The 25,869-nt window shown below is 63.4% G+C and carries 29 protein-coding genes and 1 tRNA gene; 14 read left to right on the top strand and 16 right to left on the bottom strand.

Translation table 11 applies throughout. The features are described from left to right. The first annotated feature begins 13 nt into the window (after nucleotides 1-13). Nucleotides 14-427 carry an Rrf2 family transcriptional regulator gene (locus QUV21_RS01875; protein WP_300852780.1) on the top strand — a complete coding sequence of 138 codons (414 nt, stop codon included), beginning with the start codon at nucleotides 14-16 and terminating at the stop codon, nucleotides 425-427. Here the strand turns inward: QUV21_RS01875 and QUV21_RS01870 are convergent. The 9 genes from QUV21_RS01870 to QUV21_RS01830 form a co-directional block, all read right to left on the bottom strand. Next, a complete protein-coding gene (locus tag QUV21_RS01870; protein ID WP_300852778.1) occupies nucleotides 406-792 on the bottom strand; it encodes a hypothetical protein in 387 nt (128 codons plus the stop codon). The two genes, QUV21_RS01875 and QUV21_RS01870, sit on opposite strands and share 22 nt — an antisense overlap. Continuing rightward, entirely contained in the window at nucleotides 767-1,390 is a 624-nt protein-coding gene (locus QUV21_RS01865; RefSeq protein ID WP_300852777.1) for a TetR/AcrR family transcriptional regulator, read from the bottom strand. The genes QUV21_RS01870 and QUV21_RS01865 overlap by 26 nt, the downstream gene beginning before the upstream one ends. A gap of 190 nt (nucleotides 1,391-1,580) precedes the next feature. After that, entirely contained in the window at nucleotides 1,581-2,717 is a 1,137-nt protein-coding gene (locus QUV21_RS01860) for a substrate-binding domain-containing protein (protein ID WP_300852775.1), read from the bottom strand. Nucleotides 2,718-2,766: 49 nt separating this feature from the next. Then, nucleotides 2,767-3,879, bottom strand: a complete 1,113-nt coding sequence (locus QUV21_RS01855; protein ID WP_300852773.1) for an ABC transporter permease — start codon at nucleotides 3,877-3,879, stop codon at nucleotides 2,767-2,769. Then, nucleotides 3,876-4,652, bottom strand: a complete 777-nt coding sequence (locus QUV21_RS01850; RefSeq protein ID WP_300852771.1) for an ATP-binding cassette domain-containing protein — start codon at nucleotides 4,650-4,652, stop codon at nucleotides 3,876-3,878. Before QUV21_RS01850 ends, QUV21_RS01855 begins: the two co-directional genes overlap by 4 nt. A 537-nt stretch (nucleotides 4,653-5,189) precedes the next feature. After that, nucleotides 5,190-5,672: a 30S ribosomal protein S9 gene (rpsI, locus tag QUV21_RS01845; RefSeq protein ID WP_103256359.1), complete on the bottom strand. Its 483-nt coding sequence runs from the start codon at nucleotides 5,670-5,672 to the stop codon at nucleotides 5,190-5,192. A gap of 2 nt (nucleotides 5,673-5,674) precedes the next feature. Further along, the gene (rplM, locus tag QUV21_RS01840; RefSeq protein ID WP_300852769.1) at nucleotides 5,675-6,139 is read right to left on the bottom strand and encodes a 50S ribosomal protein L13; all 465 of its coding nucleotides are present in this window, start codon (nucleotides 6,137-6,139) and stop codon (nucleotides 5,675-5,677) included. Nucleotides 6,140-6,404: 265 nt separating this feature from the next. Beyond that, nucleotides 6,405-7,178, bottom strand: a complete 774-nt coding sequence (locus QUV21_RS01835) for an SseB family protein (protein ID WP_300853469.1) — start codon at nucleotides 7,176-7,178, stop codon at nucleotides 6,405-6,407. A gap of 4 nt (nucleotides 7,179-7,182) precedes the next feature. Then, nucleotides 7,183-7,785 carry a uracil-DNA glycosylase family protein gene (locus tag QUV21_RS01830; protein WP_300852768.1) on the bottom strand — a complete coding sequence of 201 codons (603 nt, stop codon included), beginning with the start codon at nucleotides 7,783-7,785 and terminating at the stop codon, nucleotides 7,183-7,185. A 257-nt stretch (nucleotides 7,786-8,042) separates the two neighbouring features. On the opposite strand from QUV21_RS01830, the gene QUV21_RS01825 reads away from it, so the two are divergent. The 4 genes from QUV21_RS01825 (at nucleotide 8,043) to kdsA (ending at nucleotide 12,646) form a co-directional block, all read left to right on the top strand. Continuing rightward, on the top strand, nucleotides 8,043-9,314 hold the full coding sequence (locus QUV21_RS01825; protein WP_300852766.1) for a Na+/H+ antiporter NhaA: 1,272 nt from the start codon (nucleotides 8,043-8,045) through the stop codon (nucleotides 9,312-9,314). Between the two features lie 135 nt (nucleotides 9,315-9,449). Continuing rightward, nucleotides 9,450-10,103 carry an ATP-binding cassette domain-containing protein gene (locus QUV21_RS01820; RefSeq protein ID WP_300852765.1) on the top strand — a complete coding sequence of 218 codons (654 nt, stop codon included), beginning with the start codon at nucleotides 9,450-9,452 and terminating at the stop codon, nucleotides 10,101-10,103. After that, on the top strand, nucleotides 10,087-11,796 hold the full coding sequence (locus QUV21_RS01815) for a capsule biosynthesis protein (protein WP_300852763.1): 1,710 nt from the start codon (nucleotides 10,087-10,089) through the stop codon (nucleotides 11,794-11,796). Before QUV21_RS01820 ends, QUV21_RS01815 begins: the two co-directional genes overlap by 17 nt. A gap of 19 nt (nucleotides 11,797-11,815) precedes the next feature. Beyond that, nucleotides 11,816-12,646 (top strand): 3-deoxy-8-phosphooctulonate synthase, encoded by an 831-nt coding sequence (gene kdsA / locus QUV21_RS01810; protein ID WP_300853468.1) that lies wholly within the window; start codon nucleotides 11,816-11,818, stop codon nucleotides 12,644-12,646. Nucleotides 12,647-12,656: 10 nt separating this feature from the next. On the opposite strand, the gene QUV21_RS01805 is transcribed toward kdsA, so the two are convergent. Next, nucleotides 12,657-13,118, bottom strand: coding sequence for a hypothetical protein (locus QUV21_RS01805; protein WP_300852761.1), 462 nt, complete (start codon nucleotides 13,116-13,118; stop codon nucleotides 12,657-12,659). Nucleotides 13,119-13,252: 134 nt separating this feature from the next. Then, the gene (locus QUV21_RS01800; protein WP_300852760.1) at nucleotides 13,253-14,428 is read right to left on the bottom strand and encodes an NAD(P)/FAD-dependent oxidoreductase; all 1,176 of its coding nucleotides are present in this window, start codon (nucleotides 14,426-14,428) and stop codon (nucleotides 13,253-13,255) included. 137 nt (nucleotides 14,429-14,565) lie between these two features. Here QUV21_RS01800 and QUV21_RS01795 point away from each other — a divergent pair. Further along, nucleotides 14,566-14,640, top strand: a tRNA-Gln gene (locus QUV21_RS01795). 38 nt (nucleotides 14,641-14,678) lie between these two features. Next, entirely contained in the window at nucleotides 14,679-15,143 is a 465-nt protein-coding gene (locus QUV21_RS01790) for a hypothetical protein (RefSeq protein ID WP_300852758.1), read from the top strand. A gap of 141 nt (nucleotides 15,144-15,284) precedes the next feature. On the opposite strand, the gene QUV21_RS01785 is transcribed toward QUV21_RS01790, so the two are convergent. Together QUV21_RS01785 and QUV21_RS01780 are read right to left on the bottom strand one after the other, a co-directional pair. Beyond that, nucleotides 15,285-15,797, bottom strand: coding sequence for a toxin-activating lysine-acyltransferase (locus QUV21_RS01785; RefSeq protein ID WP_300852756.1), 513 nt, complete (start codon nucleotides 15,795-15,797; stop codon nucleotides 15,285-15,287). Further along, nucleotides 15,794-16,741, bottom strand: coding sequence for a Hint domain-containing protein (locus tag QUV21_RS01780; protein WP_300852754.1), 948 nt, complete (start codon nucleotides 16,739-16,741; stop codon nucleotides 15,794-15,796). The genes QUV21_RS01785 and QUV21_RS01780 overlap by 4 nt, the downstream gene beginning before the upstream one ends. A gap of 570 nt (nucleotides 16,742-17,311) precedes the next feature. Between QUV21_RS01780 and QUV21_RS01770 the strand changes: the two genes are divergently transcribed. From QUV21_RS01770 to QUV21_RS01760, 3 genes are all read left to right on the top strand, one after another. Further along, nucleotides 17,312-17,809 (top strand): chlorhexidine efflux transporter, encoded by a 498-nt coding sequence (locus QUV21_RS01770; RefSeq protein WP_300852753.1) that lies wholly within the window; start codon nucleotides 17,312-17,314, stop codon nucleotides 17,807-17,809. Beyond that, nucleotides 17,806-17,928, top strand: coding sequence for a hypothetical protein (locus tag QUV21_RS01765; protein WP_300852751.1), 123 nt, complete (start codon nucleotides 17,806-17,808; stop codon nucleotides 17,926-17,928). Before QUV21_RS01770 ends, QUV21_RS01765 begins: the two co-directional genes overlap by 4 nt. Before the next feature lie 86 nt (nucleotides 17,929-18,014). Beyond that, a complete protein-coding gene (locus QUV21_RS01760; protein WP_300853467.1) occupies nucleotides 18,015-18,932 on the top strand; it encodes an alpha/beta hydrolase in 918 nt (305 codons plus the stop codon). Here QUV21_RS01760 and aroB read toward each other — a convergent pair. Together aroB and QUV21_RS01750 are read right to left on the bottom strand one after the other, a co-directional pair. Then, the gene (gene aroB / locus QUV21_RS01755) at nucleotides 18,929-20,044 is read right to left on the bottom strand and encodes a 3-dehydroquinate synthase (protein ID WP_300853466.1); all 1,116 of its coding nucleotides are present in this window, start codon (nucleotides 20,042-20,044) and stop codon (nucleotides 18,929-18,931) included. The genes QUV21_RS01760 and aroB overlap by 4 nt on opposite strands. Next, complete coding sequence (locus QUV21_RS01750; protein ID WP_300853465.1) at nucleotides 20,041-20,628, bottom strand: shikimate kinase; 588 nt, start codon at nucleotides 20,626-20,628, stop codon at nucleotides 20,041-20,043. The genes aroB and QUV21_RS01750 overlap by 4 nt, the downstream gene beginning before the upstream one ends. 146 nt (nucleotides 20,629-20,774) lie before the next feature. Here QUV21_RS01750 and QUV21_RS01745 point away from each other — a divergent pair, with 146 nt between their 5' ends. From QUV21_RS01745 to QUV21_RS01730, 4 genes are read left to right on the top strand one after another with little or no spacing between them, the layout of a single operon-like run. Further along, nucleotides 20,775-20,909 (top strand): hypothetical protein, encoded by a 135-nt coding sequence (locus tag QUV21_RS01745; protein ID WP_300852749.1) that lies wholly within the window; start codon nucleotides 20,775-20,777, stop codon nucleotides 20,907-20,909. Beyond that, the gene (locus QUV21_RS01740; RefSeq protein WP_300852747.1) at nucleotides 20,899-22,485 is read left to right on the top strand and encodes a hypothetical protein; all 1,587 of its coding nucleotides are present in this window, start codon (nucleotides 20,899-20,901) and stop codon (nucleotides 22,483-22,485) included. The genes QUV21_RS01745 and QUV21_RS01740 overlap by 11 nt, the downstream gene beginning before the upstream one ends. 2 nt (nucleotides 22,486-22,487) lie before the next feature. Further along, nucleotides 22,488-23,426 carry a tyrosine recombinase gene (locus QUV21_RS01735; RefSeq protein WP_300852745.1) on the top strand — a complete coding sequence of 313 codons (939 nt, stop codon included), beginning with the start codon at nucleotides 22,488-22,490 and terminating at the stop codon, nucleotides 23,424-23,426. A 24-nt stretch (nucleotides 23,427-23,450) separates the two neighbouring features. Continuing rightward, nucleotides 23,451-24,764 (top strand): HlyC/CorC family transporter, encoded by a 1,314-nt coding sequence (locus QUV21_RS01730; RefSeq protein ID WP_300852743.1) that lies wholly within the window; start codon nucleotides 23,451-23,453, stop codon nucleotides 24,762-24,764. 148 nt (nucleotides 24,765-24,912) lie between these two features. Here QUV21_RS01730 and QUV21_RS01725 read toward each other — a convergent pair whose 3' ends face one another. Further along, nucleotides 24,913-25,734 carry a gamma-glutamyl-gamma-aminobutyrate hydrolase family protein gene (locus tag QUV21_RS01725; protein ID WP_300852741.1) on the bottom strand — a complete coding sequence of 274 codons (822 nt, stop codon included), beginning with the start codon at nucleotides 25,732-25,734 and terminating at the stop codon, nucleotides 24,913-24,915. Between the last annotated feature and the right edge of the window lie 135 nt (nucleotides 25,735-25,869).

Genomic DNA, 25,869 nt, shown 5'->3' with positions numbered 1-25,869 from the left:
CAGGAGCGCGACCATGCGCCTCACCTCTTTCACCGATTACGGGCTGCGTGTGCTGATGCGCATGGCCGCAGAACCGGCGCGGGCCTTTACCACCGCCGACCTTGCTGCCGAGTTCCGTGTATCACGCAACCATCTGGCCAAGGTGATCTCGGCGCTTGCCGCTGCACGGCTTCTGGAAACCCGGCGCGGTGGCGGCGGCGGTGCTATGTTGGCCCGTGCGCCCGAGGACATCCGGCTGGGTGATGTTGTTGCGATCCTGGAGGCCGATCAGGCGCTGGTGGAATGTTTTGCCACCGGGTCCAACGCCTGCACCTTCACCCCGCGATGCCGTTTGAAGGCGCGGCTGACCCATGCCGAGGCCGCCTTCGTCGCCGATCTCAACCGAAGCACACTGGCAGATTGCGCCTATCGGCCGGAAAATGCCTGACGCGCCACAAGCGCAATCGTACCCCAGACGGCGCTGCGCAGCGCCATGGCGAAAACCGTTCGCATCTCGAAGGCACCACCCTGGAAAACATGCTGACCGAACCCCGCAAAGACCAGCAGCGTTGCCGCAAAGATGCCAAGCGACAGGGGATAGGCCCATCTCCGCGCTTGCCAAAGGCCGAAGCCCGCAAGGATATATGCCAGCCCGGCCAGCGTGTTGAACCACAGCACGAAGGCCACGACCGCCCCCATCTCCAGCCCGCCAAGCAGCGTGGCACCACCAGAGGCAACGGTCAGGCACCCGAATCCTATTGCAACCCCGCCCGCAACACGCAGCAAGCTACCCCTCTTGTTCATCAAGTCCATCCTCCTGTGCAATCAACAGTGCCATCTGGACGTCGAACAACCGCAGGCCTTCCTGCACGACCGGAAAGCTGCGGACGCCCAGCGTCCAGCGGATCGCAACACCCTGGACCAGCGAAGTCAGCAACATGGCGATATCCTCGGGGCTGACCGCATGCCGCCTGACCGTTGTCGCCCGCTGGTCGCGGATCGCTGCCACAAGCCGACCCTGAAACCGGCCAAGCAGCCTCTGAAACACATCCCTCAGCGCCGGATTGTCCACCTGCAACTCCCGCGAAAACAGGATCGACGGCAGGGCGGGCGTGTCCGAAATCGCGTTCAGTTGAGCGCCGATCAGCGCTTTGATGCGATCTTGAGGCGCGGCAGACTGCGCCTCTGCGGCGGTCCAGTCCCGCTCTAGGCGTGCCGCGATATCCTCGGCAACGGCCAGCCACAGCGCGCCCTTGGTCGGAAAATGCCGGAAGATCGCCGGCTGGCTGAGCCCGACCGCACGCGCGATATCCATTGTGCTAAGGCGGTCGGGTCCGATCTCATCGGCCAGACGCAGCACTTCGGCGACGATTTGCGCCTTTCGCCCCTCTGCGCTCTGACGGCCGGACATGTGACACCCTGTTGTGAGTGATCGATCACTAACGCAAATCGCAGAGACCCGCAACATCCGCACCGGATCGCGCGGGTCTGACCGGGATGCACCTGTCACGGTCGCCACCGGTCAAGGCAGCCACACGCCGCGCGGGTGAAATGGAAATGGCGGCGAAGACCGCCGCCATTCCACAAGGTTTGTTGACTGATCAGCGGTTCAGCGCGGCCACGCCCGAGAAGCGGAAGGCTTCCTGTTCAAGCGCATCGATCTCTTCGGCACTCATGCCGTCATGGGCGATCAGGATCCGGCCAAGGAACACATATGGCAGTTCTGCCGCCCGGTTCTCCAGATGATACTTGATCGCCTCGGCCGTCGCCGCGCCCACGTCATCGCCCATGCGCATCGGGGTCGCGTCCAGTTCCTTGCGGCGGATCGCCTCCAGTTCCAGACCTGTGCCGCCCCAGCCGGTCGATACGATGTCGGCGGCCTTGCCTGCGGCAATCAGCGCCTCCATCCCGCCCATCGCCATGGCGGTGTTCGCGTTGTGGATGAAGGTCACCTCCGGATAGGCTTGGGTGATCAGGTTGGTGCCGGTCGATCCGCCCTCACGAGTGAACTCGCCATAATGTTCATAGGCCATCGTCCAGCCGCCGTTCGCGTTCACACAGTCGGCCCACTCACCAGAGCGCTGATTGTCGGTGATGCCGGGGATGCCACGGATCAGGGCATAGGTGACATCGCGGCCATAGCGTTCCAGAACGAACTCGCACATCCGCGCCGCCCCGAAGGATGACGAGAAGTCGAACCAGTTGTCGGGCTGTTCCTTGGCTTCCTTGAGCGGCGTGTGGAACGCCCAGACGAAAGTCTTGAAGGCATCGTTCGCCGACAGCTTGTCGATGTTGTCTGACTGGGTGGCCAGTTCCGAAGGCCCGAAGATCACGAAGTCGTAAAGATCGCCGTCCTGATTGACCTGCGTTGCGTAGGTGCTTTGCAGCTCATGCTCCACCTGACGCGAGGCGAACTCGGTCGTCTCATAGGGGATGCCAAGATCATCCAGACGCTTGGTCAGGGCCAGAAACGCCCTTGCCCAGAAGTCTGACACGTCTGCCGACGGATAGATCAGCGCAATGCGGATCGGGCTTTCCACCGGCACCGCAATCGGTACCGCCGTTGTGCCGACCACGGCTTGCATCGCCTCGACCGCGCCATCGACACTCACCTCTTCAGGCAGCCAGTAGTCACGCTCGGAACTTCCCGGAAGCTCCTGAAGCGGCAGGGTCTGAGCCATTCCAGCGCCAGTCGTCGCGAGGGCCGCAAGGGCCGTGGCCATCATCAGTTTCTTCATCTTGAATCCTCCCATGGATTGTTTTGGTCTTTGGTTGCCTTTCGCTTCGTCAGGTGGCAGCAGGTTCCGGCAGAACGGCACCAAGACCGAAGATTGCGATCAGAACCGCAACGATCACGCCGAAAAGCCGCAACATCCGGATGTTCTCGGGCTTGCCAAGGGCGCCAAGCCAGTTGCTTTCGCCGTCGCGGTCCTTGCGTTGCAGCCAGGTGTAGAAGGCCACCGACATGATGATGACCACACCCGAGGCGACCGACTGCCAGAAGAACTCGATCCGCAGGGTGACAAGCGCGTTGATCATCATTGCCAAGAGCAGCACACCGCACAGCGACCCCAGCATCGACCCGCGCCCGCCAAAGAGCGAGGTGCCTCCCACGACCACGGCGGCGATGACATGGAGGTTGAAGAACGGCGCAGATGTCGCCTGCACGGCATTCAGCTTGCCTGCCAGCATCACGCCCGCCAGTCCGGCCATCGCGCCCATCAGCACATAGACCCGCACCCGCGTGCTATCCACCGGCACGCCCGCCAGTTCCGCGGCCTCGGGATTTGACCCCACGGCCTGCGCATAGCGGCCCAGATAGGTGCGGGTATAGATGAAGTACCCTGCCACCAGCGTCACCAGCCCGATCACCACCGGCAAAGGCAAAAAGCCCGGAATGTCGCCACGCCCGATGGCCACGATCTCTTCCGGAAACCGCGACAGAACGATGCCCTTGACGGCGATCAGGCACAGACCGCGATAGACAAGGTCCATCGCCAGCGTGCCGATCAGGTCCGGCACCTTCAGCCGGGTGATTACCATGCCGTTGATAAATCCACATAGCGCCCCGAAGGAAATCGCGGCAGACACCGCCAGCCACCAGGGGTAGCCCCAGGACTTGACCATATAGGCCATGACGATCGAGGTCAGCGCCGCCACCGACCCTATCGACAGATCGATTCCGCGCGTGACGATGACCAGGGTCATCGCCATCGCCATCGGCATGTAAAGTGCGGCTTCCTTCAGGATGATGTCGAAGTTCGACAGGCGGAAGTATCGCGCCGGCTCCACCACTGCCATCACAGCGATGATTGCAAAGATCATCGCCAGTGGCCCGATAAGCGACATGTAGCTTTCCGCGCGTTCACGCAGGGTAAGGCTTTGGGATTGGGATGTCATGCTGCTGCTCCGCCCTGGTCGGACGCGCCGACGATCATGCCCAGCACTTCCTGTGTCGTGCTTTCGCTTGTCTTCACCACGCCAACCCGGCGCCCCCGCCGCATGACCTGCACATGGTCCGACATGCGAAACACGTCATCCAGCGAATGTGAGATCACCACGACGCCAAGCCCCTGATCGCGCACCGCCTCGATCAGCTTCAGGGTGCGGGCGGTTTCCTGCGGGCCAAGTGCGGCGGTCGGTTCGTCCATCACGAGCACCTTGAGATCGGTCGAATAGACCGCACGCGCAATTGCCACCGCCTGCCGCTGGCCGCCTGAGAGGCTGTCGGTCGGCACATCCATGCTGCGCAACACGACGCCAAGGCGCTCTTTAAGCACCCGCTCGGCCTCGGCCTTCATGCGGGCATTGTCGAGATAGCGATAGCCAAGAAAGGATTTCGTCAGTTCTGACCCAAGGAACATATTGGCCGCCGGTGTGAGATGATCGGCCAGCGCAAGCGTCTGGTAGACCGCGTCAATCCCCTTGGCGATGGAATCGGCATGACTGGCCATGACCAGCGCCTTGCCGTCCATCATCATTTCGCCCGCCGTGGGCTGGTAAACGCCGGTCAGTATCTTGATAAGCGTCGATTTGCCCGCACCATTGTCGCCCACAATCGCCAGCACCTTGCCGGGGTAGACATCAAGATCGACATCCTCCAGCGCCGTCACGCCACCAAAGCGCTTGGTGATACCGCGCATGCTGACCACGGGCGCATCGGTTTCTGTCATGAATTCATCCCCTCCCAAGGCTTCGGTCTTGTGATACGGCGTTTCACTTGCCTCAATGTTATCGATACCATTTATGTTATCGATAACAGTTGACGGAAGCCACGATGTCAACCTTTTTTTCGCCAAGCCCGAAATCGGCGGCTGGCGGTCGACCCGATCGAGGTCGCCGAAGAAGGCGGCAAATCAGATGAGTGACCGAGGTTCGGCTTTCGGGATCACCCGCCGTGGGATCAGGGCGGGAAAACGAGGGGCCGCGTCAGGTTGACGGCCCATCCTCCGGACAAGAGTTGCTGACCCGCCAGCCAAATTCCAATGTGGTCACCGGCTGAACAGGCAGCGCTCCGATCGGAAGCGCAAACAGATGGCCAGCCGACCCGTCAACCCACCCGAAGGCCGGGACACCCTGCACGGCTCAACGCCCTGACGCATCTGCGGCGTGACTGCCTGAAGAGTTTTCTCAGGCTCCACATAAAAGAAAAAGCGCAGCCAAAGCTGCGCTTTTCCAGTGACCTGTCTGCTTTTGACGCGGCGCCAGACTTAGCGCTTGGAGAACTGGAACGACCGGCGGGCCTTCGGCTTGCCGTATTTCTTCCGTTCCACAACGCGGCTGTCGCGGGTCAGGAAACCTGCCGCCTTAAGCGCCGGACGCAAGGTGGGTTCATAAAGCTGCAAGGCCTTGGAGATGCCATGCTTGACCGCGCCAGCCTGACCCGAAAGCCCGCCACCGGCGACGGTCGCATAGACATCGAACTGACCTTCGACATTGGCAACCGTGAACGGCTGCTTGAGGATCATCTGCAGCACGGGACGGGCGAAGTAGACCGCCATTTCCTTGCCGTTGACCACGACCTTGCCGGAACCGGGCTTCACCCAGACACGGGCGACCGCGTCCTTGCGCTTGCCGGTGGCATAGGACCGGCCAAGCTTGTCACGGACCGCAACACGAGGTGCTGCTTCCACAGCGGCGGGAGCAGAACCGACAGCCGACTTCAGGTCATCGAGAGATTTGATATCGGCCATGATCACGCGCTCCGGGTGTTCTTCGGGTTCAGGACCTTGAGGTCCAGAACGGTCGGCTGCTGGGCTTCGTGCGGATGGGCCGCACCGGCGTAGACGCGCAGGTTGGTCATCTGCTGGCGGCCAAGACGGTTGCGGGTGATCATCCGTTCAACGGCTTTCATCACCACGCGCTCGGGGTGCGCACCTTCTAGGATCTGCTTGGCGGTCCGCTGCTTGATGCCACCCGGGTGGCCGGTGTGCCAGTAGTAGACCTTGTCGTTGCGCTTGTTGCCGGTCATCTGCACCTTGTCGGCGTTGATGATGATGACATTGTCACCCATGTCCATGTGGGGGGTGAAAGTCGGCTTGTTCTTGCCGCGCAGGATATTGGCGACGATCGTTGCAAGGCGGCCCAGAACAACGCCTTCGGCGTCGATCAGGATCCACTTCTTGTCGATGTCCGCCGGTGTAGCGGTGAAGGTTTTCATTGGCAGTTCCCGTAAAGCTGGCAGAGGGCAACAGCCCCCCAAATTCGGATGGGCGCTTATCGCCGAAGCCTACCCCGCCGTCAATACCGGAATCCAACATTAAATCTATCTAATTCAATAGCTTAAATAAGAGGTATCAATTTACCCCACACCCGCGCCCTGCTCTTTTCGGAAACACTCCCGCGGGAGGCCCGCCCGAGCCGGTTGGTGCTGAACGCGCCAGAGGCGAGACAAAAGACCTGCGGCGGCACGCCGCTCCGGTTTCCTACCGCAGCTTCGGCGGGCGGGCGGGGTCTGTCCCGGGGGCGCCTGGGGCGGCGGGACGTTCCGGCACCGGCAGATCAAAGCGCAGCCCGACCCGACCTATCGCCTCGGCGACCGGATCGGCTGACCGCAGGAAAACAACATCCAGCTCTCCCGCCTCCAACCCGGAAAACACCAGGGCCTCGCGCACGGCCGCGGCCAGCGCCGCCTCGGCCCCCGGCACGGCATCGACGACGGCCAGCATGTGCCCCCGCCTTCCGCCCCGATAGACCACACCGGCCAGCACCGCCGCTACCGCAAGGCCCGCGGCCTTGGCCAGCTTGGCATCAAGGCCCGCGACCAGCACCTCCGGCACGCTGGGTGCGACGAACCGCTCCGGCACCGCCTCGGCGGTCTCCGGTCCGCCCTCAAGCGCCATGGCCAGCCAGTCCATCGCCTCGGCCGGCAGCAGCATCGACGAAGGTGCCACCCCAAGGTTCACGCCCAAGCCGATGCCCTGCCCCTTCAACATCCCGGCAATCACCCGCCCCGGCAGCGCCGCATAGGGCGCGATGCCGCCGGTGAAAGCCGCCAGCCGTTCCTCCCGGTCAAAGACCAGCACCACCGGCCCGCCTTCGATGTCAAAGACCCGCGGCTCCACGGCCTCGCCTACCGCTTCGCGCTCCAGCAAAAGGATCATCTCGCCATCTGCCAGCCGTTCATAGAATCGCAGGCGCAAAGCCTCGTTCTCGGGGTCGGCCGAAACCGCTGCATGCGCCGCATCCAGCAAGGTCACCACATCAGACATCCATCACCTCCCGCACCCGCGCCCGCACGTCCGGCAGAAGTTCTGCCTCGAACCACGGATTCCGCCGCAGCCATCCCGTATTCCGCCACGACGGGTGCGGCAAGGGGATCACCCCGCGCGCCATCGCCCCGCGCCAATCCGCCACGGCGGCGCTGACAGTGCCTGCCCCGGATCGCAGCCCCAGATGCCAGCGGATCGCGGCCCCTCCGACCAGAAGGGTCAAAGGCACCGTGCCGAGGCCTTCCATCACCCGTCCCCGCCATGTCGCGGCACAGATCTGCGGCGGAGGCAGGTCCGCGCCTTTTGTATCATAGCCCGGAAAGCAGAAGGCCATCGGCACGATCGCCACCCGGTCCTTGTCATAAAACGACTCGGCTTCAAGCCCGATCCAGTCCCGCAACCGATCTCCGGACCGGTCGGTGAAAGGCAGCCCGCTGGCATGCACCCTTGCCCCCGGTGCCTGCCCCGCGATCAAAAGCCGGACACCCTGCCCGTCGCGGAACCAGACCACCGGGCGCGGCGCATGCGCTGTCGCGGTTGCCGCGAACCGCGCGGCACAAAGCCGACACTTCCGGATTTCCGCGACCAGTCCCATCCCCTTATCCTGCCGCCGGGACAGGCCGCGTGCAAGAAGACCCTGACCCGGGGGCAAGCCCGCGGCCTGATTGGATCCGCGCTGCTCCGCCCCCCCCCCCGATCCGCCCGCTTTTCTGCCCCCCTGCCACCTCCGAAAGGTCCAAAGCGCGCATGGAACATCGGGGGCAACTCCGGGACACCCCATTGCAGCACAACCAAAACCCGGTCAAATGGGACGGACCGCCCTGCGCCCGGGGCAAAGATCAGGCCCGTCAGATGTACCGCGTCGCACCCTTCGTCAGCAGTTTCGCCCGCGCCCTTCTGGGCGGTGCATTGCTTGCGACCATCTGGGTCAACCTTTCGCCGGCCACATATTACGACAGCATCGAGTTCCGGATCCTCGACCTTGACATGTCAGGCTGGAACCTGCCCGGCTGGATAAGCCCCTTGCCGCTTAGCCTCACACCGCTTTCCGTCGTTTCGGATGGGCTGATGGCGTTTTTCCTGTTCTTTGTCGGAAAGGAACTCTGGGAGGCGCTGGTCCTTGATCGCGGGGCGCTGAAGGGACGGCAGGCGATCCTGCCTCTGGGGCTGACGCTTGGCGGCATGATTGGGGTGGCGACCATCTGGACCCTTGCCGGATCGCTGATCGAGACCGCTGAGGAGGCGGGCTTTGCGACCGGCTGGCAGGTGCCGCTTGGTACCGATGTGGTGCTGTGCTTTCTGGTCGGGCGGCGGGTCTTCGGACCGGGTCACCCGGCGCTGCATCTCTTGCTGCTTCTGACCATCGCCACTGATATCCTTGCACTTCTGGTTCTTGGCCTGACCCGGCCGCTTGCCGAATTGCGCCTTTACTGGCTGCTTCTGCCCCTTGCCGCATCCTTGCTGGTCTGGGCCGGCTATGGCCGCCCTCCGCCACCCCATGCTACCGAGAGGGCGCGCCGCGCCCGGCTTGGCCTGCTGCCCTATGTCCTTGCCGGCCTCCTGTCGTGGGGGGGCGTGGCGGCCTCTGGCCTGCCACCGGCACTTGGACTGCTGCCGGTTCTTCCTGCCATAGCCCATGCCGACCGCAGCTACGGCCTCTTCGCAGAAGTTGAGGCGTTGCTGCATGATCCCTTGAACCGGCTGGCACAGCTTCTGGTCCGCCCGCTTGTCCTGGTGCTGTTTCTGTTTGGCCTTACCCGCGGCGGGGTGGAGCTTTCGGCCTTTGCCCCGACCACGGTGACAACACTGGCAGGCCTCTGGCTGGGCCGGCCGCTGGGAATGCTGGTCATCGGGCTTGGCCTTTCGGCCTTCCTTGGCTTGCGCCTGCCCGCAGGCATTTCGTTGCGCGACATTCTGGCCATTTCGGGGATCATGGCCATGGGGTTTACCGTCCCGGTCCTGGCTCTGGACACTGCGCTGCCGGGCGGAGCAATGCAGGAAGCCGCGCGGCTTGGCCTTGCCATCAGCCTGCTTGCCGGGGCCGCGATGGTTCTGCTCGTCCGCCGCCGCCCACACCGCCCGGACGGGCCAAATGGTCCGGCACCCGACGCCATGTCCCGTTGACCCGCTGCAACAGCCCGCGCCAGATCTCGCCCTTGCCGGGTCACAGCCCTTTAATGGCCACAAACCAGATGTTAACGGTATGCCCGTAGACCGCGATGACACACCGTCCCGCATGTCGCGGACGCAGAGGCGCAGATGATCGAGTTTCAGGGGGTTTCCAAATCGTTCTGGACGGGAAAGCAGCGCAAGGTCATTCTTGACCGGGCCTCCTTCCGGGTTGACCTTGGCAATTCCCTTGGCATCCTGGCCGAAAACGGCGCGGGCAAGACCACGCTGATCAACATGATGGCCGGCCTCGAAAAACCTGACGAAGGTATCATCCGCAAGACGTCGCGCGTGTCCTTTCCGCTTGGCTTCATGGGGGGGGTCAATGCCAAGATCTCGGCGCATGAAAACTGCCGCTACATCGCGCGCCTCTACGGGCTGGACCCGGATTACGTCGAAAGCTTCTGTCGTTGGGTCTGCGGGCTTGGCGAGTATTTCGAAATGCCGCTGGCCACCTATTCCTCGGGCATGCGTGCGCGTTTTTCCTTTGCGCTTCTGCTGTCGATCGAATTCGACATCTACTTGATAGATGAGGGGATGCCCGCCGCCGCGGATGTCGAGTTCAACCGCAAGGCGGGCGGCATCCTGCGCGAACGGTTGCAGAATGCGACGGTCATCATCGTGTCGCATTCCGCCCAGACCCTTCAGAAATTCTGCAATTCCGCCGCTGTTCTCAGAAATGGCAAGCTGTACCAGTTCGAGACCCTCGAAGAAGCGAAACGCCTCTATGACTACCAGACCTAAAGCCGCCCGGTTCTTTGTCCGCAAGGTTGAACGCCCTGCCCAACCGCCAGCGGCCGGGGCGGACGATCTGCTGTTTGACAACCATGACGACGGTTTCGGCAATCAGGATTTCCGCCCTGGCGCACCTGCTGCCGATCCGGGGGCCGCCGCAATGCCGGCCCCGGGCGCGCCCCGTTCGCAGCGACCGGGTGGCGAAGAGCCGGACGATGCCGCCCTTGCCGCCATCGCGGCTGAGGGGCTCACCAGCCGCCAGCTGCGTCGGGCGCGGCTTTTGGCGCAGAAACACGACCTTGGCGCCGGATCGGATCTTGATGCCGTGCTGAAACTGCGCCGCGCCGGAATCAATCCGTTCGCGCGCGCCTCGCTTCTGGAGGTGGTGACTGCCGCCAGACCCGGCCCGCAGCCCGATCCTGCGCCGGATACAGACGCCGCCAGTACCGGTCAGGGCCGTGCGCTGGCTCGTCTGCCGGGGGATCAGGTCCAACTGCCACAACGACCAAGGCCGATCAGCCTGCCCTCGACCGAAAAGCGGGCCGAGGTCAGCCAGGCCGCCGAAATCCTGCGCATGCAGCAGGATATCGCCCGTCGCCGCCGCCGCAAGCTGGTGCTGCTTTTTGCCCGGCTGGCGGTCTTTGTGCTGTTGCCGACCTTCCTTGCCGGCTGGTATTTTTACCGGATCGCCACGCCGATTTATGCAACCAAATCCGAATTCGTGATCCAGCAAGCCGGCCCGGCCGCATCCGGGGGCAGTCTTGGCGGGCTGTTTTCCGGCACGGCGTTGGCGACTTCGCAGGATTCCATTGCCGTGCAAGGCTATCTGCAATCGCGGGAAGCGATGAGCCGCCTGGAAACCGACCTTGGCTTTCGCGCGCATTTCCGGGACGGAGCAATCGACAGCCTCCAACGGCTTGACCCGACCGCCACGATGGAAAAAGCCTATTCGATGTACAAACGCTTCGTGAAGATCGCCTATGATCCTTCCGAAGGGCTTGTCCGGATGGAGGTAATGGCAGCCGACCCGCGGATCGCCGCTGCATGGGCCAACCAGCTTATCAACTATGCCGAAGAGCAGGTTGACCAGCTGACCCAACGCCTGCGCGCCGACCAGATGCGCGATGCCCAACAGGGGTATGACGAGGCGCAGACCAATCTTGCCGCCTCGCAGCGCCGCCTGATCGAGTTGCAGGAAAAGTTCAAGATCCTGTCGTCGGAAACCGAAGTCGGGCTGATCACCGCCCAGATTTCAAGCCTTGAAACCCAGCTGACCCAGGACCGTTTGTCCTTGGCCCAGATGGAGGCGAACGAAACCCCGAACGTGGCCCGCATGGACCCGCTGAAACGGCGCATTGCCGCGCTTGAAAGTGAAATCGGAAGCCTCCGCTCCAGGATGACCGAAAGCGGCACCGGTGAGACCAGCCTTGCCCAGGTCCAGGGTGAACTTCTGGTGGCGCAGGCCGATCTGCAAACGCGCCAGTTGATCCTGGCCCAGTCGCTGCAATCCATGGAAACCGCCCGGGTGGAGGCCAATCGTCAGGTCCGCTACTTATCGGTTTCCGTCCATCCGACCGCCCCGGACGAGGCGGCCTATCCCCGTGCCTTTGAAAACACCATGGTCACCATGTTGATCCTGCTTGGGATCTACCTCATGGTTTCGATGACCGCCGCAATCCTGCGGGAACAAGTCTCTGCCTGAGGATGAACCCTATCCCATGATGACGGATGTAAATATCGGCGGACTGACCGTCGGAAATGACCGGCCGCTTCTTGTCATTGCCGGGCCGTGCCAACTGGAAAGTCTGGATCACGCCCAGATGATTGCCGGCGCGATGGCCGAGGCCTGTGCGACGGCCGGGGCGCAGTTCGTGTTCAAGGCCAGCTATGACAAGGCCAACCGTACCTCGCTTTCAGGCCGGCGCGGCCTTGGGATCGAGGCTGGGCTGAAAGTGCTGGAGGCGATCCGTGCCACCGGTGTCCCGGTCCTGACCGATGTCCATGATATCGCCCAGGCGCGCGAGGTGGCGCGGGTGGTTGATGTGATCCAGATCCCGGCGTTTCTGTGCCGTCAGACAGACCTTCTGATTGCGGCCGGCGAAACCGGCGCGGTGGTCAACATCAAGAAGGGCCAGTTCCTTGCACCCTGGGACATGGCCAATGTCGCGCAGAAAGTCGCCTCGACCGGAAACAGCCGCATCCTGCTGACCGAACGCGGCACGTCCTTCGGCTACAACACGCTGGTGGCCGACATGCGCGCGCTGCCAACGATGGCGCGCACCGGCTATCCGGTCATCATGGACGCGACCCATTCCGTGCAGCAGCCCGGCGGGCAGGGCAATTCTTCGGGCGGACAGCGGGAATTTGCCCCGGTCATGGCCCGGGCTGCGGTTTCGCTTGGCATCGCTGGTGTCTTCATCGAAACGCATGAAGCCCCCGACACCGCCCCAAGCGATGGGCCGAACATGATCCCGCTGGACCAGATGCCCGCACTGGTGGCCAGCCTGATGGCCTTTGACCGGCTGGCCAAGGCTGACCCGATCCGGGTTTGAGCCTTCGTCGTCAGTCCTGCTGGTAGATGGTGGTGTCCTGCAGGATCACCGTCCACTGGCCTGCAAGCTGTGGCATCGGGATCATGACCTGCATCGTACCGACCATCCAGCATTCCGCCGGGTTTTCGAAATCGCGGCAGGCATGGGCTTCACCCACCAACCCAAGCTCGTCGCGGACGCGGGCGACAAAGCCCGGCCGCTCGAATCCGCCCGCGCCCCAGAACCGCGCCCACCGGGCCGTGCCATCAGGGGAAATCGTCGCTGTCACAGCCTGATTTGGGCCAAGGCTGCAGCTCAGGGAATTTTCGACACCTTCCTCCCGGGTCAAGGTGAAGTCAGTGCATGGCTGTCTCCACAAGCCCAGATGCTCCGTCACTGTCTGGCCCGGCAGAACATGCAACATGGTATCCGCCACGGCGACGGAAGGCAGGATCATGGCAACAGTCGCAGAAACCCTGATGAAGGACTGCACTCTGATCCTCCTTTGACCGACGCAAGACACCACGCGCAAATCAGACCATCACGATCCGGTTTCCGTCAAGGTCTTTGCCCGCGCCAACGCCAGGCGAAAGGCTCCAGAAGGCACAATCCAGCGCGGCAGCTGGGTCAGACCACTTGCCCCGCCGCCCAGCCTGAAGACCAGGCCCACTGGAAGTTGTATCCGCCCAGCCAGCCGGTCACGTCCACCACCTCGCCGATGAAATAGAGGCCCGGCACGCCCTTGGCCGCCATCGTCCGCCCGTCCAGCGCGGCGGTGTCGACCCCGCCAAGCGTGACCTCGGCGGTGCGGTAGCCTTCCGATCCTACCGGTATCAGCCGCCAGTCCTGCACCCCAGCCGCGACCCGGTCCAGCGCGGCGCCGGACAGTTCGGCCATCGGCACCGCCACCCCTTGCGCCTCTTCCAGATGCCGCGCCAGTCGTTCAGGCAGCCAGCGCCCCAGTACGGTCCGCAAGGCCGCCTTGCCCTGCGCCGCCTTTGCCGCCCGCAGATCGGCCCCCACGTCCCGGCCCGGCAGGAGGTCGACCATGATCGCCTCCCCCTCGCGCCAGTAGCTTGATATCTGGAGGACCGCTGGCCCAGAAAGCCCGCGGTGGGTGAACAGAACCGCCTCGTCGAATCCCTGTCGCCCGCAGGCCACCCGCGCCTCGACCGCAAGCCCGGCCAGCGGGGTCATCCAGTCCAGTTCCTGCGCGGCAAAGGTCAGTGGCACCAAGGCGGGCCGGGTCTCTACCAGCGGCAGCCCGAAGGTTTCCGCCACCCGGTAACCATAGCCCGTCGCCCCCATCTTCGGGATGGATTTCCCCCCCGTCGCCACCACGACCGATGCCGCCGTTTGTGGCCCCCGGGCGGTGTCGACCACAAAGCCCGCCCCGGCGCGCCGCACCTCGCCCAAGGCGCAGCCCAGCCACAACGTCACCCCGGCGCGCTCCATGTCGCGGGTCAGCATGTCCACCACCTGCCGCGCCGAGCCGTCGCAGAACAGCTGACCCAGCGTCTTTTCATGCCAGCCGATCCCCGCCGCATCCATCAGCGCGATGAAGTCCCATTGGGTGAACCGTTTCAGCGCCGAAAGCGCAAAGCGCGGATTTTGGGACAGGAACCGGTCCGGCGCGATGCCGAGGTTGGTAAAGTTGCACCGCCCGCCGCCGGAAATGCGGATCTTCTCGCCCGGAGCCTTGGCGTGGTCGATGACCAGCACCCGCCGCCCGCGCCGCCCGGCCTCGATGGCGGCCATCATGCCGGCAGCCCCGGCGCCAAGGATGATCGCGTCCCACATCATGACCTTTGACTATCCGTGGCAAGCCTGCCCGACAAGCCGCGAAAGGGGCATGGAAAACCACCTGCGAAAATTCGTACCGGGTCTGTCGCACCCCCCTTGCACCCCCCCGGACCCTTCGCTAATAACCGCCGCACGGTTGGGGCGTCGCCAAGTGGTAAGGCATCGGTTTTTGGTACCGACATTCCCAGGTTCGAATCCTGGCGCCCCAGCCAACCTTTCCCGCAGTCCCGGACGACAGAAAGGCCACGACGTGACCCTCCGCAGCCTTGCCTCCCTTGTGGCCGTTGCCGCCATTCTGCCTCTTGCCGCCTGCGGAACCGGCGGCAATGCCCGGATGCAGCTTTACCCGCTGGAAGGCGCCATCGCCAAGGCTGACCCCACCCTTGTGATCGAAGCCACCGCGCGGAACACCAATGGCACATCCGGCCCTCTGACCTTCCGCCTTCCGGGCCGTGTGAAATGCGAAGGCACATGGTCCTCGCTGACGCCAAGAACCGTGTCGCAGTCCTCGGGCGTGTCGCTGACACTGCGCAAGACCGGGGGAGAGCTTGGTGGCGAACGAAGGACCGTCGCGGGCGTCAACAACGGCGAGATCTATGCCGTCTGCTCCGATGGCACCAGGGTGCAGGGCACCTTCATCATCGGCTCGGGCACCGCCAGCGGCACGGGAACGGCCTCGGACACCAACGGCAACGTCTATAAGCTCTTGTTCTGAGGCGGTGGCGACAGTCGACCCAAGTGCCCCAAAGAGTGCACCAACTGGGGCGGTAATCCCCCCCGAAAGGGCGTCTAGCGCAAGCACTTGCTGACGACACGGGCTGCCGGATTGTCGTGCGACACCTCCCAAACAAGATCGCTAACCTTTGAGGAATGCCGCCTCGGTCATGACCTCAGCTTTGTCGTCTGGCCGGTCAAGGTGGATCCGGACGATACGACGTGTGCGGTTGCCCTCTGCCACGCGACGGAACAGGAACTCGCGCTCTGCAAAGTTGCCCGGCGTCATTATCCAGCGGACAAGGTTCGCGGTCAGGCCTCGGTACGGGGAAATCATGTCAATAAGCCAGTGCCGGTCACCTGACTGCCAGTCCCCTGGCGCAAGCGCCTCTCCGGTAACGTAGCGACGCTCAGCATCTTCGGAGAACCACGCCCAAGTGAAAAGGCCTCGCGGCACGTCGTCGAAGCGGAAAACCCGTACCTGACCAAGAGCGAGCGGCGGTTCAAAGGCAGCGCGAAGCTGCGCAATCGGCACCGCTGCATGGCGCGGACTCCTCATCGCCAGAAACAAAACGTCGCCATAGAGGCGGAGCGTGTCAGGTGGTGGAGTTTCAACAACCGGCAGGGTGCGACCGGCACTGTCAGTCAGAGTCATGACGGCCGTCTCGCCAACAGCCGGGCCTCCCAGATACGTAGACCGGGTGCTGCCGGCTGAAACGGGGCGGACTCTCCTCCCAGTTCAGGGAAGATGCGGAGGATTTCTGCGCGGACTGGGCCGTCAAGTTCTCCCATGCTATGGGGTCCAGGGTAGAAACTTTCAGTTGGCAGGCCTTCGGTCAAGATCACCTCGTGTCGGTCGAACAGTAGGTGAAAGTACTGGACCTCTTCGGCGCTGTAGTCCACCCCGACCAAGTGGTCGTCTACGAGCCCCTTTGCAGGGACCAGTACGCTTTCTTCGCCGAAAAGAAGCTCGGCGCGCCATCCTGTAACGAGGACACGGTGTTGCGGTGACACACGGAGATCACGAGCAGGCAGGCCGCTGCCAAAAGCACCTGCCGAGATGCGGATGGGACGGAGAGACGTGTCAGCCGATAGTTCCGCAGACGTCACAATCCTTGAGCCGAGCCACCGGATCGGTTCGTGCCGTCCGTCTGCGGTCAGAACGAGGTCTCCGGGGCAGAGTTCCTCGACCGGGACGGGACCGGCGGGGGTTGCGATCACAGTACCTCGGGCAACGCAAATGAGAATGTTGATGATGACAGTGTCGGTATCGCTGCTTGTGCCGGTTTCACCCGTCACCGTAAATGAAACAGTTTGATCCGTTCCCGATGCAAAGACGGCTGCCCGATCAATTGTGAAGGTAAACACTCCAGTGTCTGTATCAAAGGACAATGTGCCCCACTGCGTCGTACTGAGGGTTCCGAAGATGTACTCGCCTGCCTCGCTTTGCGCCCCCCCATCTATCGGTGCAACGTTGAAGTTACCGCCTACAATGGTGACCGATGGGTCGTCCAGATCCGCCGTAAAGGTCCAGGTGTCGACGTTGGCAGTCCCGCCGCCGACAGACCCGCCGCTGACTTCACTTATGTTGTATCCCATCGTCCCTGCCTTCTGTCTTGACTCTGTCTTGAGCGGCACGCTTGGGAAGCCCAAGCTTGGTTAGACAAACCGATCAAAGGTGGCGTGCTGCGTGATGCAAGTTCGCCTAATTTTGGCCGGATTTCAAGCGATTTGCGTCCTAAGCATCGGCACTCGCCGCGCTTCCGATACCAACGGGAACGTCTGCAAGCTGCTGTTCTGAGTGGCGAGGGAAGCGGTGGCGGAAGTGCCCCAGAAAGTGCCCCAACTGAGCGGGTATGGGGGCGGCAATGCGGGACGAAGCGGTCACTCCAGTCCGTTCAAATCTTCAACGAGCGTGAACCGCTCCCAAACGACCCGCATGTTTGGAGAAAACCCGCCATTTCTTTCGAAGTATTGTCGATGGCCTGCGCGCCATCCTTCTAGGGTTTTTGACCAGGCCCGCTGGTGGTCCGGACTATCCGCGTCAGACAACTTCAGCGCCGCCGGACCCCACCTGTCAGAAAAAACAGTTGACCAACCAGCCCGCTCGGGCGACCCTATCTTCATTAGAACTCACTTCATAGGTATGGCCTTTACCAAGGACCGACCATGCATTTTCGATCTGCAAGAGAGCGGCTTTTTCAGTCTATTCTGTATGAAATCTCTGGAACGCTGCTCGCAACTGTCGCCTATCTGTCATTCTTCGGGGGAAGCCCCTCGGGCGCTTTGGCGACCATGGCGATGCTCTCTATTGCGTTCATGGTCTACGCTCCCCTGTTCAACGCACTCTTTGACTGGATCGAGTGGCGGGTTGCTAGGAGGGTGGCCAGCGATAGGCCTCACCGGACACGCGTGCTGCACGCGTTCATGCTGGAAGGCTCTGATACCTTTATTGCTGTTCCTATCCTGATGATGATGGGCGGCCACAGTTTCTGGGAGGCGGTCGCGACTGATCTGGCGCTTCTCGCTCTGCACTCCGCCTACGCCTATGTCTACTATCTCGGCTTTGACCGTTTGCGCCCGATTCCAGTGACGGTTCCATGCCCGCCAAAGGAGCATGTAGCGGGTAATGGGAATGAGGCTCAAGCCAGACCATCGCAGGCGTGAAAAACGGCGAGATCTATGCCGTCTGTGATGACGGCACCCGCGTGCAAGGCACTTTCGTTATCGGCTCCGGCACCGCCAGCGGATCAGGCAACGCGACCTATACCAACGGCAACGTCTAGAAGCTGTTGTTCTTGGCCCCCTCGTCATTGGCTTTGTCCGTGCTAGACCTTCTGCCAAGTCAGTCAGAGGGCCGCGCGTGACACGCATGATGATCTGGGGTCTGTCGATAATCGCGGGCATCGCTGCGGCTCTGGTGATCTGGCTTTACACGCCAGACCGGCCACGGGCCGAGTTGGAGGCCACCTATCTTCGCGCCCCGGGGGATCTGGTGCAGATCGCGGGACTGCGGCTGCATCTGCGCGACGATGGCCCACGGGACGCGCCCGCAATCGTTTTGCTGCATGGCATCGGGTCAAGCCTGCACACGTTTGACGTGTGGTCGGAACGGCTGGCGGGGCCATACCGGGTGATCCGCTATGATCTGCCGGGGACCGGCCTGTCGGGGCCGGACCCGGACGGTATCTACAGCGATGAGCGTGCCATTTCGCAACTGCTGGCGGTTCTGGACCAATCGGGCGTCAGCCGGGCCACGCTTGCGGGCAATTCCATCGGCGGGCGGCTGGCATGGCGCTTTGCCGCCGCGCACCCGGACCGGGTGGACCGGCTGGTTCTGATCTCACCCGATGGTTACGCCAGCCCCGGGTTCGACTATGGCAAGCCTCCGCGAGTGCCGGTGGTCCTGGAGGTAATGCGGTTTGCCCTGCCGAAATGGGCGTTGCGGCCGAACATCGAAGCGGCGTACGCCGACCCCCGGGCGCTGAGCAATGCTGTGATGGAACGGTATCACGCGCTGCTCTTGGCCCCCGGAAACCGGCAGGCGATGTTGGCGCGGATGCGGCAGACGGTGCTGGTGGAACCGGGACCGTTCCTGCGGGCAATTCAGGTGCCAGTCCTGCTTTTGTGGGGTGAAAATGACGCAATGATCCCGGTTTCCAACGCCGAGGATTATCTTGCCGAACTGCCCGACGCGCGGCTGGTCACCCTGCCCGGCCTTGGCCATGTGCCGCAAGAGGAAGACCCCGCAGCAAGCCTTGGCCCGGTGCTGGAATTCCTGACGGACTAGCGTCCGGCCAATGCGTCAGCCAACACCTTCTGCACCATGTCGCCCGGCACGTCTTCCGCGACGAAAGCCTCGCCGATCCCGCGGGCAAGGATGAACCGCAACCGGCCGTCGATCACCTTCTTGTCCTGCCCCATCAGCGCAATAAGCGCCTCGGCGCCCGGCAGATCACCGGGGATATCGGCCAGATCGACCTTCATCCCCATGGCGCGCAGATGCGCGCGCACGCGGCTGGGGTCTTCCTGACTGCACAGGCCGATCCGGGCCGACAGTTCGAACGCCAGCGCGCAGCCAATGGCAACGCCTTCGCCATGCAAGAGCCGGTCTGAATATCCTGTAGCCTTTTCAAGGGCATGGCAGAAGGTATGGCCAAGGTTCAAAAGCGCGCGTTCGCCTTCTTCGGTCTCGTCACGGCTGACGATCCCGGCTTTCATCTCCACCGACCGGGTCACGGCATGCAACCGCGCAGCCGCGTCACCGGCGCGCAGGGCGGGGCCATGCTGCTCCAGCCAGTCAAAGAAATCGGCGTCGCCCAGAAGGCCGTATTTCACCACCTCGCCATAGCCGGACAAGAGGTCGCGGTCGGGCAAGGTGTCCAGCACGCCGATATCAGCCAGGACAAGGCTTGGCTGGTGAAAGGCGCCGACAAGGTTCTTGCCTTGGGCGGTGTTGATACCGGTCTTGCCACCGACCGAGCTGTCAACCTGCGCCAGAAGCGTGGTGGGAAGCTGCACAAAGCGCACCCCGCGCCGAAGGATCGCGGCGGAAAAGCCCACAAGGTCGCCGATCACCCCGCCGCCAAGCGCCAGTACGACATCGCGCCGTTCCACCTTTTCTTCCAGCAGCCATTCGGTGCAGCGGGCAAGGTTGACCCAACCCTTGGTACCTTCCCCCGGCGGCAGGGCAAGGGCGCTGACGGCAATCCCTTCGGCCGTCAGGGCGGCGGTCAAGGCGGGCAGATGCGCAGTCGCCACGGTTTCATCGGTGACCACCACCACCCGCTTGCGGCGTAGAAGGGGCGCAATCTCGGCGCCCGCACGACCGATCAGGCCCGTGCCGATCCGTACCTCGTAGGACCGTTCCCCGAGGTCAACTGCCACCCTGTTCAAGATCAGTCCTCCAGCACATCCGGTCGGGTCCGCAAGGCCTCAGCCACTCGGACCGCCATGTCTTCCAGCGAAAGATCGGCGGCACTGTCCACCACCAGATCGGCCTCGGCATAGAAGGGAAGCCGCGCCTCGTAAAGCGTGCGCAGGGTTTCACGCGGGTGCGGCGTACGCAAAAGCGGGCGGGTCGTCTTGTGACGGACGCGCTGCCACAAGAGTTCCAGATCCGCCCGCAACCAGACCGAGACCCCGACATCGTGGATCAACTGGCGATTCGTCGCCGAAAGGAAGGCACCTCCCCCGGTTGACAGAATGCACGGCGTTCCGCGCAAAAGGCGGGCGATCACCTCGGTCTCGCGGGCGCGGAAGAAGGCTTCACCGTCGCGCTCAAAGATCTCGGCGATGCTTCGATTGGCGGCGCGGACGATTTCGTCATCTGAATCCCGGAACTCTACCCCCAGCAGCCGGGCAAGCGCGGTGCCGACGGCGGTCTTGCCCGCCCCCATCATCCCGACCATCACCACAGTCTTTAGCAAACGCGCCATCAGGATCCTTCCGCCCGCCCGCCGGGCAAAGCTGCGCCGACGGGAAATATTCCCCCCTGAATGGCGTGAAGTTTTCCAGAATGCTATATAGATTGTGAAGAGAAACCCGCGCCATTGGCAGTTAGGCTGGCGGAGCGGGCAAAAAAAGGCGGGCAGATACGCTGCCCGACAAGACGACGAGGAAGGGCAAGACGATGGGTCGAATCATCAAGGCTTTGGTTGTGCTGGTGATTTTCGCCTTCATCGGGTTGACGGGTTTTGCCTATCTGGGCGATCTGACCCCTGCGCAAGACGAAGTGAAGAAGCCTGTGGTGTTGAATGCGGATTAACGCGACAGGTCTGTTTGTCCTTCTGGCAGGTGCGGGACAGCTCGCGGCACCCGTCCTGGCCCAGGAAACCGCGTCGGTCGGCGCGGGCGGCCCGCTTTCCGCAATAGACTGGCTGTCGCAGTCGGTGGCCACACCGGCCGCACAAGACACCGGCGGTCTGCCTATGGCAATCGACGAGCCCCCGGTCACCGGCCAGGGTGGCGCGATGCCGGAACCCGTGGCGACCACATCGCTTGATGGTCCCGCTCCCGATGCGGTCGGGCTTATCGCGCCTGCCGTATCCGGCTTGCCAAAGGATCTGTGGGGTGCCGGCTTGACGCGCGAGATTGCCGAGCGGCTGACGTTGGACCGTGCGGGCGACCTTCCGGCCTTGCGTCAGTTGTTCCTGACCATCCTCTTGGCGGAGGTTGCGGCCCCGGTTGATGCCGGCGGACGCGGGGATCTCCTGCAGGTCCGTATCGACAAGCTCTTGGCGCTTGGCGCGCTGGAACAGGCGGCAGCGCTGATCCACGCGGCAGGGGCGAACACACCTGAAATGTTCCGCCGCAGCTTCGACGTGGCCCTGCTCACCGGGGCCGAGGACCGCGCCTGCGACGCCATGGCCGAAACCCCGCATCTTGCGCCTACGGTGCCGGCCCGGATCTTCTGTCTTGCCCGGTCGGGCGACTGGGACACCGCCGCCCTTACCGTGCGCACCTCAGAAGCCCTTGGCCGGATCAGCGCCGATCAGGCGGAGCTGCTGTCGCGCTTTCTTGACCCCGACCTTTACGAAGGTGACCCGGTGCCGCCACCGCCAAACCCGGTCACCCCACTCGACTGGAAGATTTACGAGGCCATTGGCGAGCCTTTGCCCACCGAAGGCCTGCCCGTCGCCTTTTCCTATGCCGAAATCAGCCCAAAGGCCGGCTGGAAGGCCCAGATCGAGGCAGCCGAACGCCTCACCCGTGGCGGAACGATCCCCCCCAACGTGATCCTTGGGCTTTACACGGAACGCCAGCCCGCCGCCTCGGGCGGGGTCTGGGACCGGGCCGCAGCCTTTCAGCGCTTTGAATCCGCGCTGGCGTCCGGCAACCCCGACCGGATCGCACAGGCCCTGCCCGTCGTCTGGGCGCAGATGCAGCAGGCGGAACTCGAGGTGCCTTTTGCCATCTTGTTCGGCAAGCCGCTGATCGATGTGCCATTGCAGGGCGCGGCGGCCGCAATTGCCTTTCGCACCGGCCTTCTGTCGCCCTCGCGCGAGATTGCCGCCCGCCGCCATGTAGCTTCCAATACCGCCGAAGCGTTTCTGGCGGGCCTTGCCCTTGGCGATCTGACTGGCCTTGTCGCGCCCGACAGCATGGGCCGCGCGATTGCCACCGCCTTTCGTACGCCCGCGCCTTCGGCCGAGGGTCAGGCGCTGCTGGACGACAATCGCCGGGGCGAAGCGATCTTGCTGGCCATCGAGAACATCGGGCGCGGTGTGCAGGGTGATCTGCGCGGCGTGACCGAGGGGCTGTCGCTCTTGCGCGCGACCGGGCTGGAAAGCGTGGCGCAACGCACCGCGCTTGAACTGATGATTCTGGAACGCAGGGGCTGATGATGCCCGATCCCGAAGCAAGCCGATGGATTTCCACCTTCCTTGACGCCCGCACCGCTGAAATGGGGGCCGCACGCAACACGCAGCTTGCCTATGGCCGCGACCTGTCGGATTTTGCCGATTGGCTGACGCGCCGGGGCAAGGATTTTGCCGACGCGGGGCGCGATGCGGTGGAAGATTATCTTGTCCACTGTGATGCGCAGGGCCTGTCCAAGGCCACCCGCGCCCGCCGCCTGTCAGCCATTCGTCAGCTTTACCGCTTTGCCTTCGAAGAAGGTTGGCGCGCCGACAACCCCGCTTTGCGCCTTGCCGGACCGGGCAAGAGCCATAGCCTGCCAAAGACGCTTGACCGCGACGAGGTGGTCCGCCTGATCGATGCCGCCCGCACCAAGGGCCGCACCCCTGCCGACCGGTTGCGCAACGCGGCCCTTCTGGAACTTCTTTACGCCGCCGGTCTGCGGGTAAGCGAACTGGTCAGCCTGCCGGTGGTCGCCGTGCGCGGCGATCCACGCATGATCCTTGTGCGCGGCAAGGGCGACAAGGAACGGATGGTGCCGCTGTCTGCTCCGGCCCGCGCGGCCCTGTCGGACTGGCTGTCCAGCCGGGACGCGGCAGACGAGGCCGGACGCAAGGCAGGCAAGACACCGTCCCGTTTCCTGTTTCCCGGCGACGGTCGCGAAGGCCATATGACCCGACAGCATTTTCACCTGATGCTGAAGGATATCGCCGTGTTGGCCGGCCTTTCGCCCGCCCGCGTCACGCCACATGTGCTGCGCCATGCCTTTGCCACGCATCTTCTGGCCGGGGGGGCCGATTTGCGGGTCATTCAGACGCTTCTGGGCCACGCAGATCTGGCCACGACCGAGATTTACACCCATGTACTTGACGACCACCTCTCAAAACTGGTTCTGACCCATCACCCACTGGCCAGAAAGGCCTGACAGAAAAGGACTGTAAGACACCCGATGGACGCTGCACCCTCTGCCGTGCTTGACACCGCATTCTGGCTGACCGCCGCCGCCATTCTGGCGCTGCTTGTCTTGTCCGGCTTCTTCTCTGGTTCGGAAACCGCGCTGACGGCGGCGTCCCGGGCCAAACTTAAATCACAGGCGGACCGCGGCTCGCGCGGGGCCGTGGCCGCGATGAAGGTGACCGAAGACCGCGAACGGATGATCGGCGCGCTGCTCTTGGGCAACAACATCGTCAACATCCTTGCGGCCTCGCTGGCCACCGCGCTTTTGACCCGGATGTTCGGCGACAGTGGCGTTGCCTTTGCCACCCTGATCATGACGGCACTGGTGCTGGTCTTTGGCGAGGTCATGCCGAAGACGATCGCGATCACCTTCCCCGAAGCCTTCGCTTCGCGGGTCGCCCCGATCATCCGGGTGATGATCGTGGTTTTCGCACCTATCATCGGCCTGGTGCGGTTTTTGGTATCAAACGTCCTGCGCCTTTTCGGCCTGCGCCCCGACCCCAGCGGCGAGATGCTGGCCCTGCGCGAGGAAATAGCCGGGGCAATCGCGCTTGGCCATTCCGAGGGCGCGGTGGAAAAGGAAGACCGCGACCGCCTTCTGGGCGCGCTGGACCTTGGCCACCGGACGGTGGACGAGATCATGCGCCACCGCCGCCAGATCGAGATGATCGATGCCGATCTGCCCCCGGGGGAAATCATTACCCGGATCCTTGCTTCGCCCCATACCCGCCTGCCGATCTTTCGCGATAGCGATGACAACATTCTGGGCGTGGTCCATTCCAAGGATCTCTTGCGCGAGATGGACCGTCTGGTCCGGAACGATGACGGCCCGGTCGCCGGGATTGGCGCGCTTGACATCGTGAAAGTGGCGATGAAGCCATACTTCATTCCGGACACCACGACGCTGGACGAACAAATGCGGGAGTTCCTGAAACGGCGGACGCATTTTGCGCTCGTCGTCGATGAATATGGCACCCTGCAAGGACTGATCACGCTGGAAGACATCCTTGAAGAGATTGTCGGCGACATCACGGATGAATTCGATGTCGTGCAAAAGGATTCAGCGATGAGTCGGACCGAAGACGGTGCTTTCCTGATCGACGGTGCCATGACGATCCGCGACCTGAACCGTGCGACCGACTGGCGACTGCCCGACGACGAGGCCAATACCATCGCAGGCCTTGTGATTCATGAAGCCCAGATGATCCCGAGCGAGGGGCAGGTCTTCAGCTTTCACGGCTTTCGCTTCGAGGTGGTGTCAAAACGCGACAACCGGCTGGTCAAGCTGAAGCTGCGGCCCTTGTGATCCGACGTTCGCACCCCGACTGCCGGTGATCTGGCCGGTGATCTGCTGGAGCGGCGTTCCGCCGCAAGCCATTCAGGTCGCCGACGCGGGCCAAGGCCCGCTTGGCTCCGTCGCTCCGCGGGGGATATTGACAGAAGGGAAAGCCGTGTCAGGCGGATTTGCGCGGGGCTGAAACCGGGGCGGCGGCAACTGGGGCTTCAGGAACGGATTTCCGTCCTGCCCATGCTGCCACAGCCTGCCCAAACGCCTGAAACAGCGGTCGGGATACCGGATCGTTGCTGGCGTTCCATTCCGGATGCCATTGCACCGAAAGGGTAAAGCCGGGCGCACCCTTGATGTAGATCGCTTCGGGCGTGCCATCGGGGGCGGTGCCGTCGATCACCACGCGCGGGGCTGGCCGGGCGATGCCCTGGCCATGCAGCGTGTTGGTCATCACCTCGCGCGCGCCCATCAGCCGGTGGAATGGCCCGCCTTCGGTAAAGCTGACCGGGTGGCGCAGGGCGAACTGTTCCTCCAGCGTACCTTCGGGCGGCATGCGGTGATTCATCCGGCCGGGAAGATCGCGGATTTCGGGATGAAGCGTGCCGCCCATCGCCACGTTCACCTCTTGAAAGCCGCGGCAGATGCCAAGGAACGGCTGGCCCCGGTCAACACAGGCGCGGATCAAGGGCAGCGTGATAGCATCGCGGCAACGGTCAAAGCAGCCATGGGCGGGGGTCGGTTCTTCACCGTACTCGCTGGGGTGGACGTTGGGGCGGCCACCGGTCAGCAGGAACCCGTCGCAGAGTTCCAGAAGTTCTTCAACTGCGACAAGGCGCGGGTCCGACGGGATGATCAAGGGCAGGCAGCCCGCAACCTCGGCCACGGCGGTGGAATTCATCGTGCCTCCGGAATGCACCGGGTAATGGTCATTTAAGAGAAAGCTGTTGCCGATGATCCCGACGACGGGCCGCTGCCCCCTGCCTTGCATTCTTGCACCCTTGAACCTGTTCACAGGTAACAGTCTATCGTCTGGCAACGTTTTGGCAAAGGGTGCGCAGGACAAATCCCGCGCACAGTCCGGCTTCGCAACCGCACAGTGCTGCTTATCCGGGCAGTCTCACGC

This window comes from Tabrizicola sp. (genome assembly GCF_030373185.1).
In the GTDB taxonomy this organism is placed as follows: Bacteria; Pseudomonadota; Alphaproteobacteria; order Rhodobacterales; family Rhodobacteraceae; genus Tabrizicola.
The sequence above is the reverse complement of the archived record's forward strand: the minus strand, read 5'-3'. Positions and strand labels throughout refer to the sequence as shown.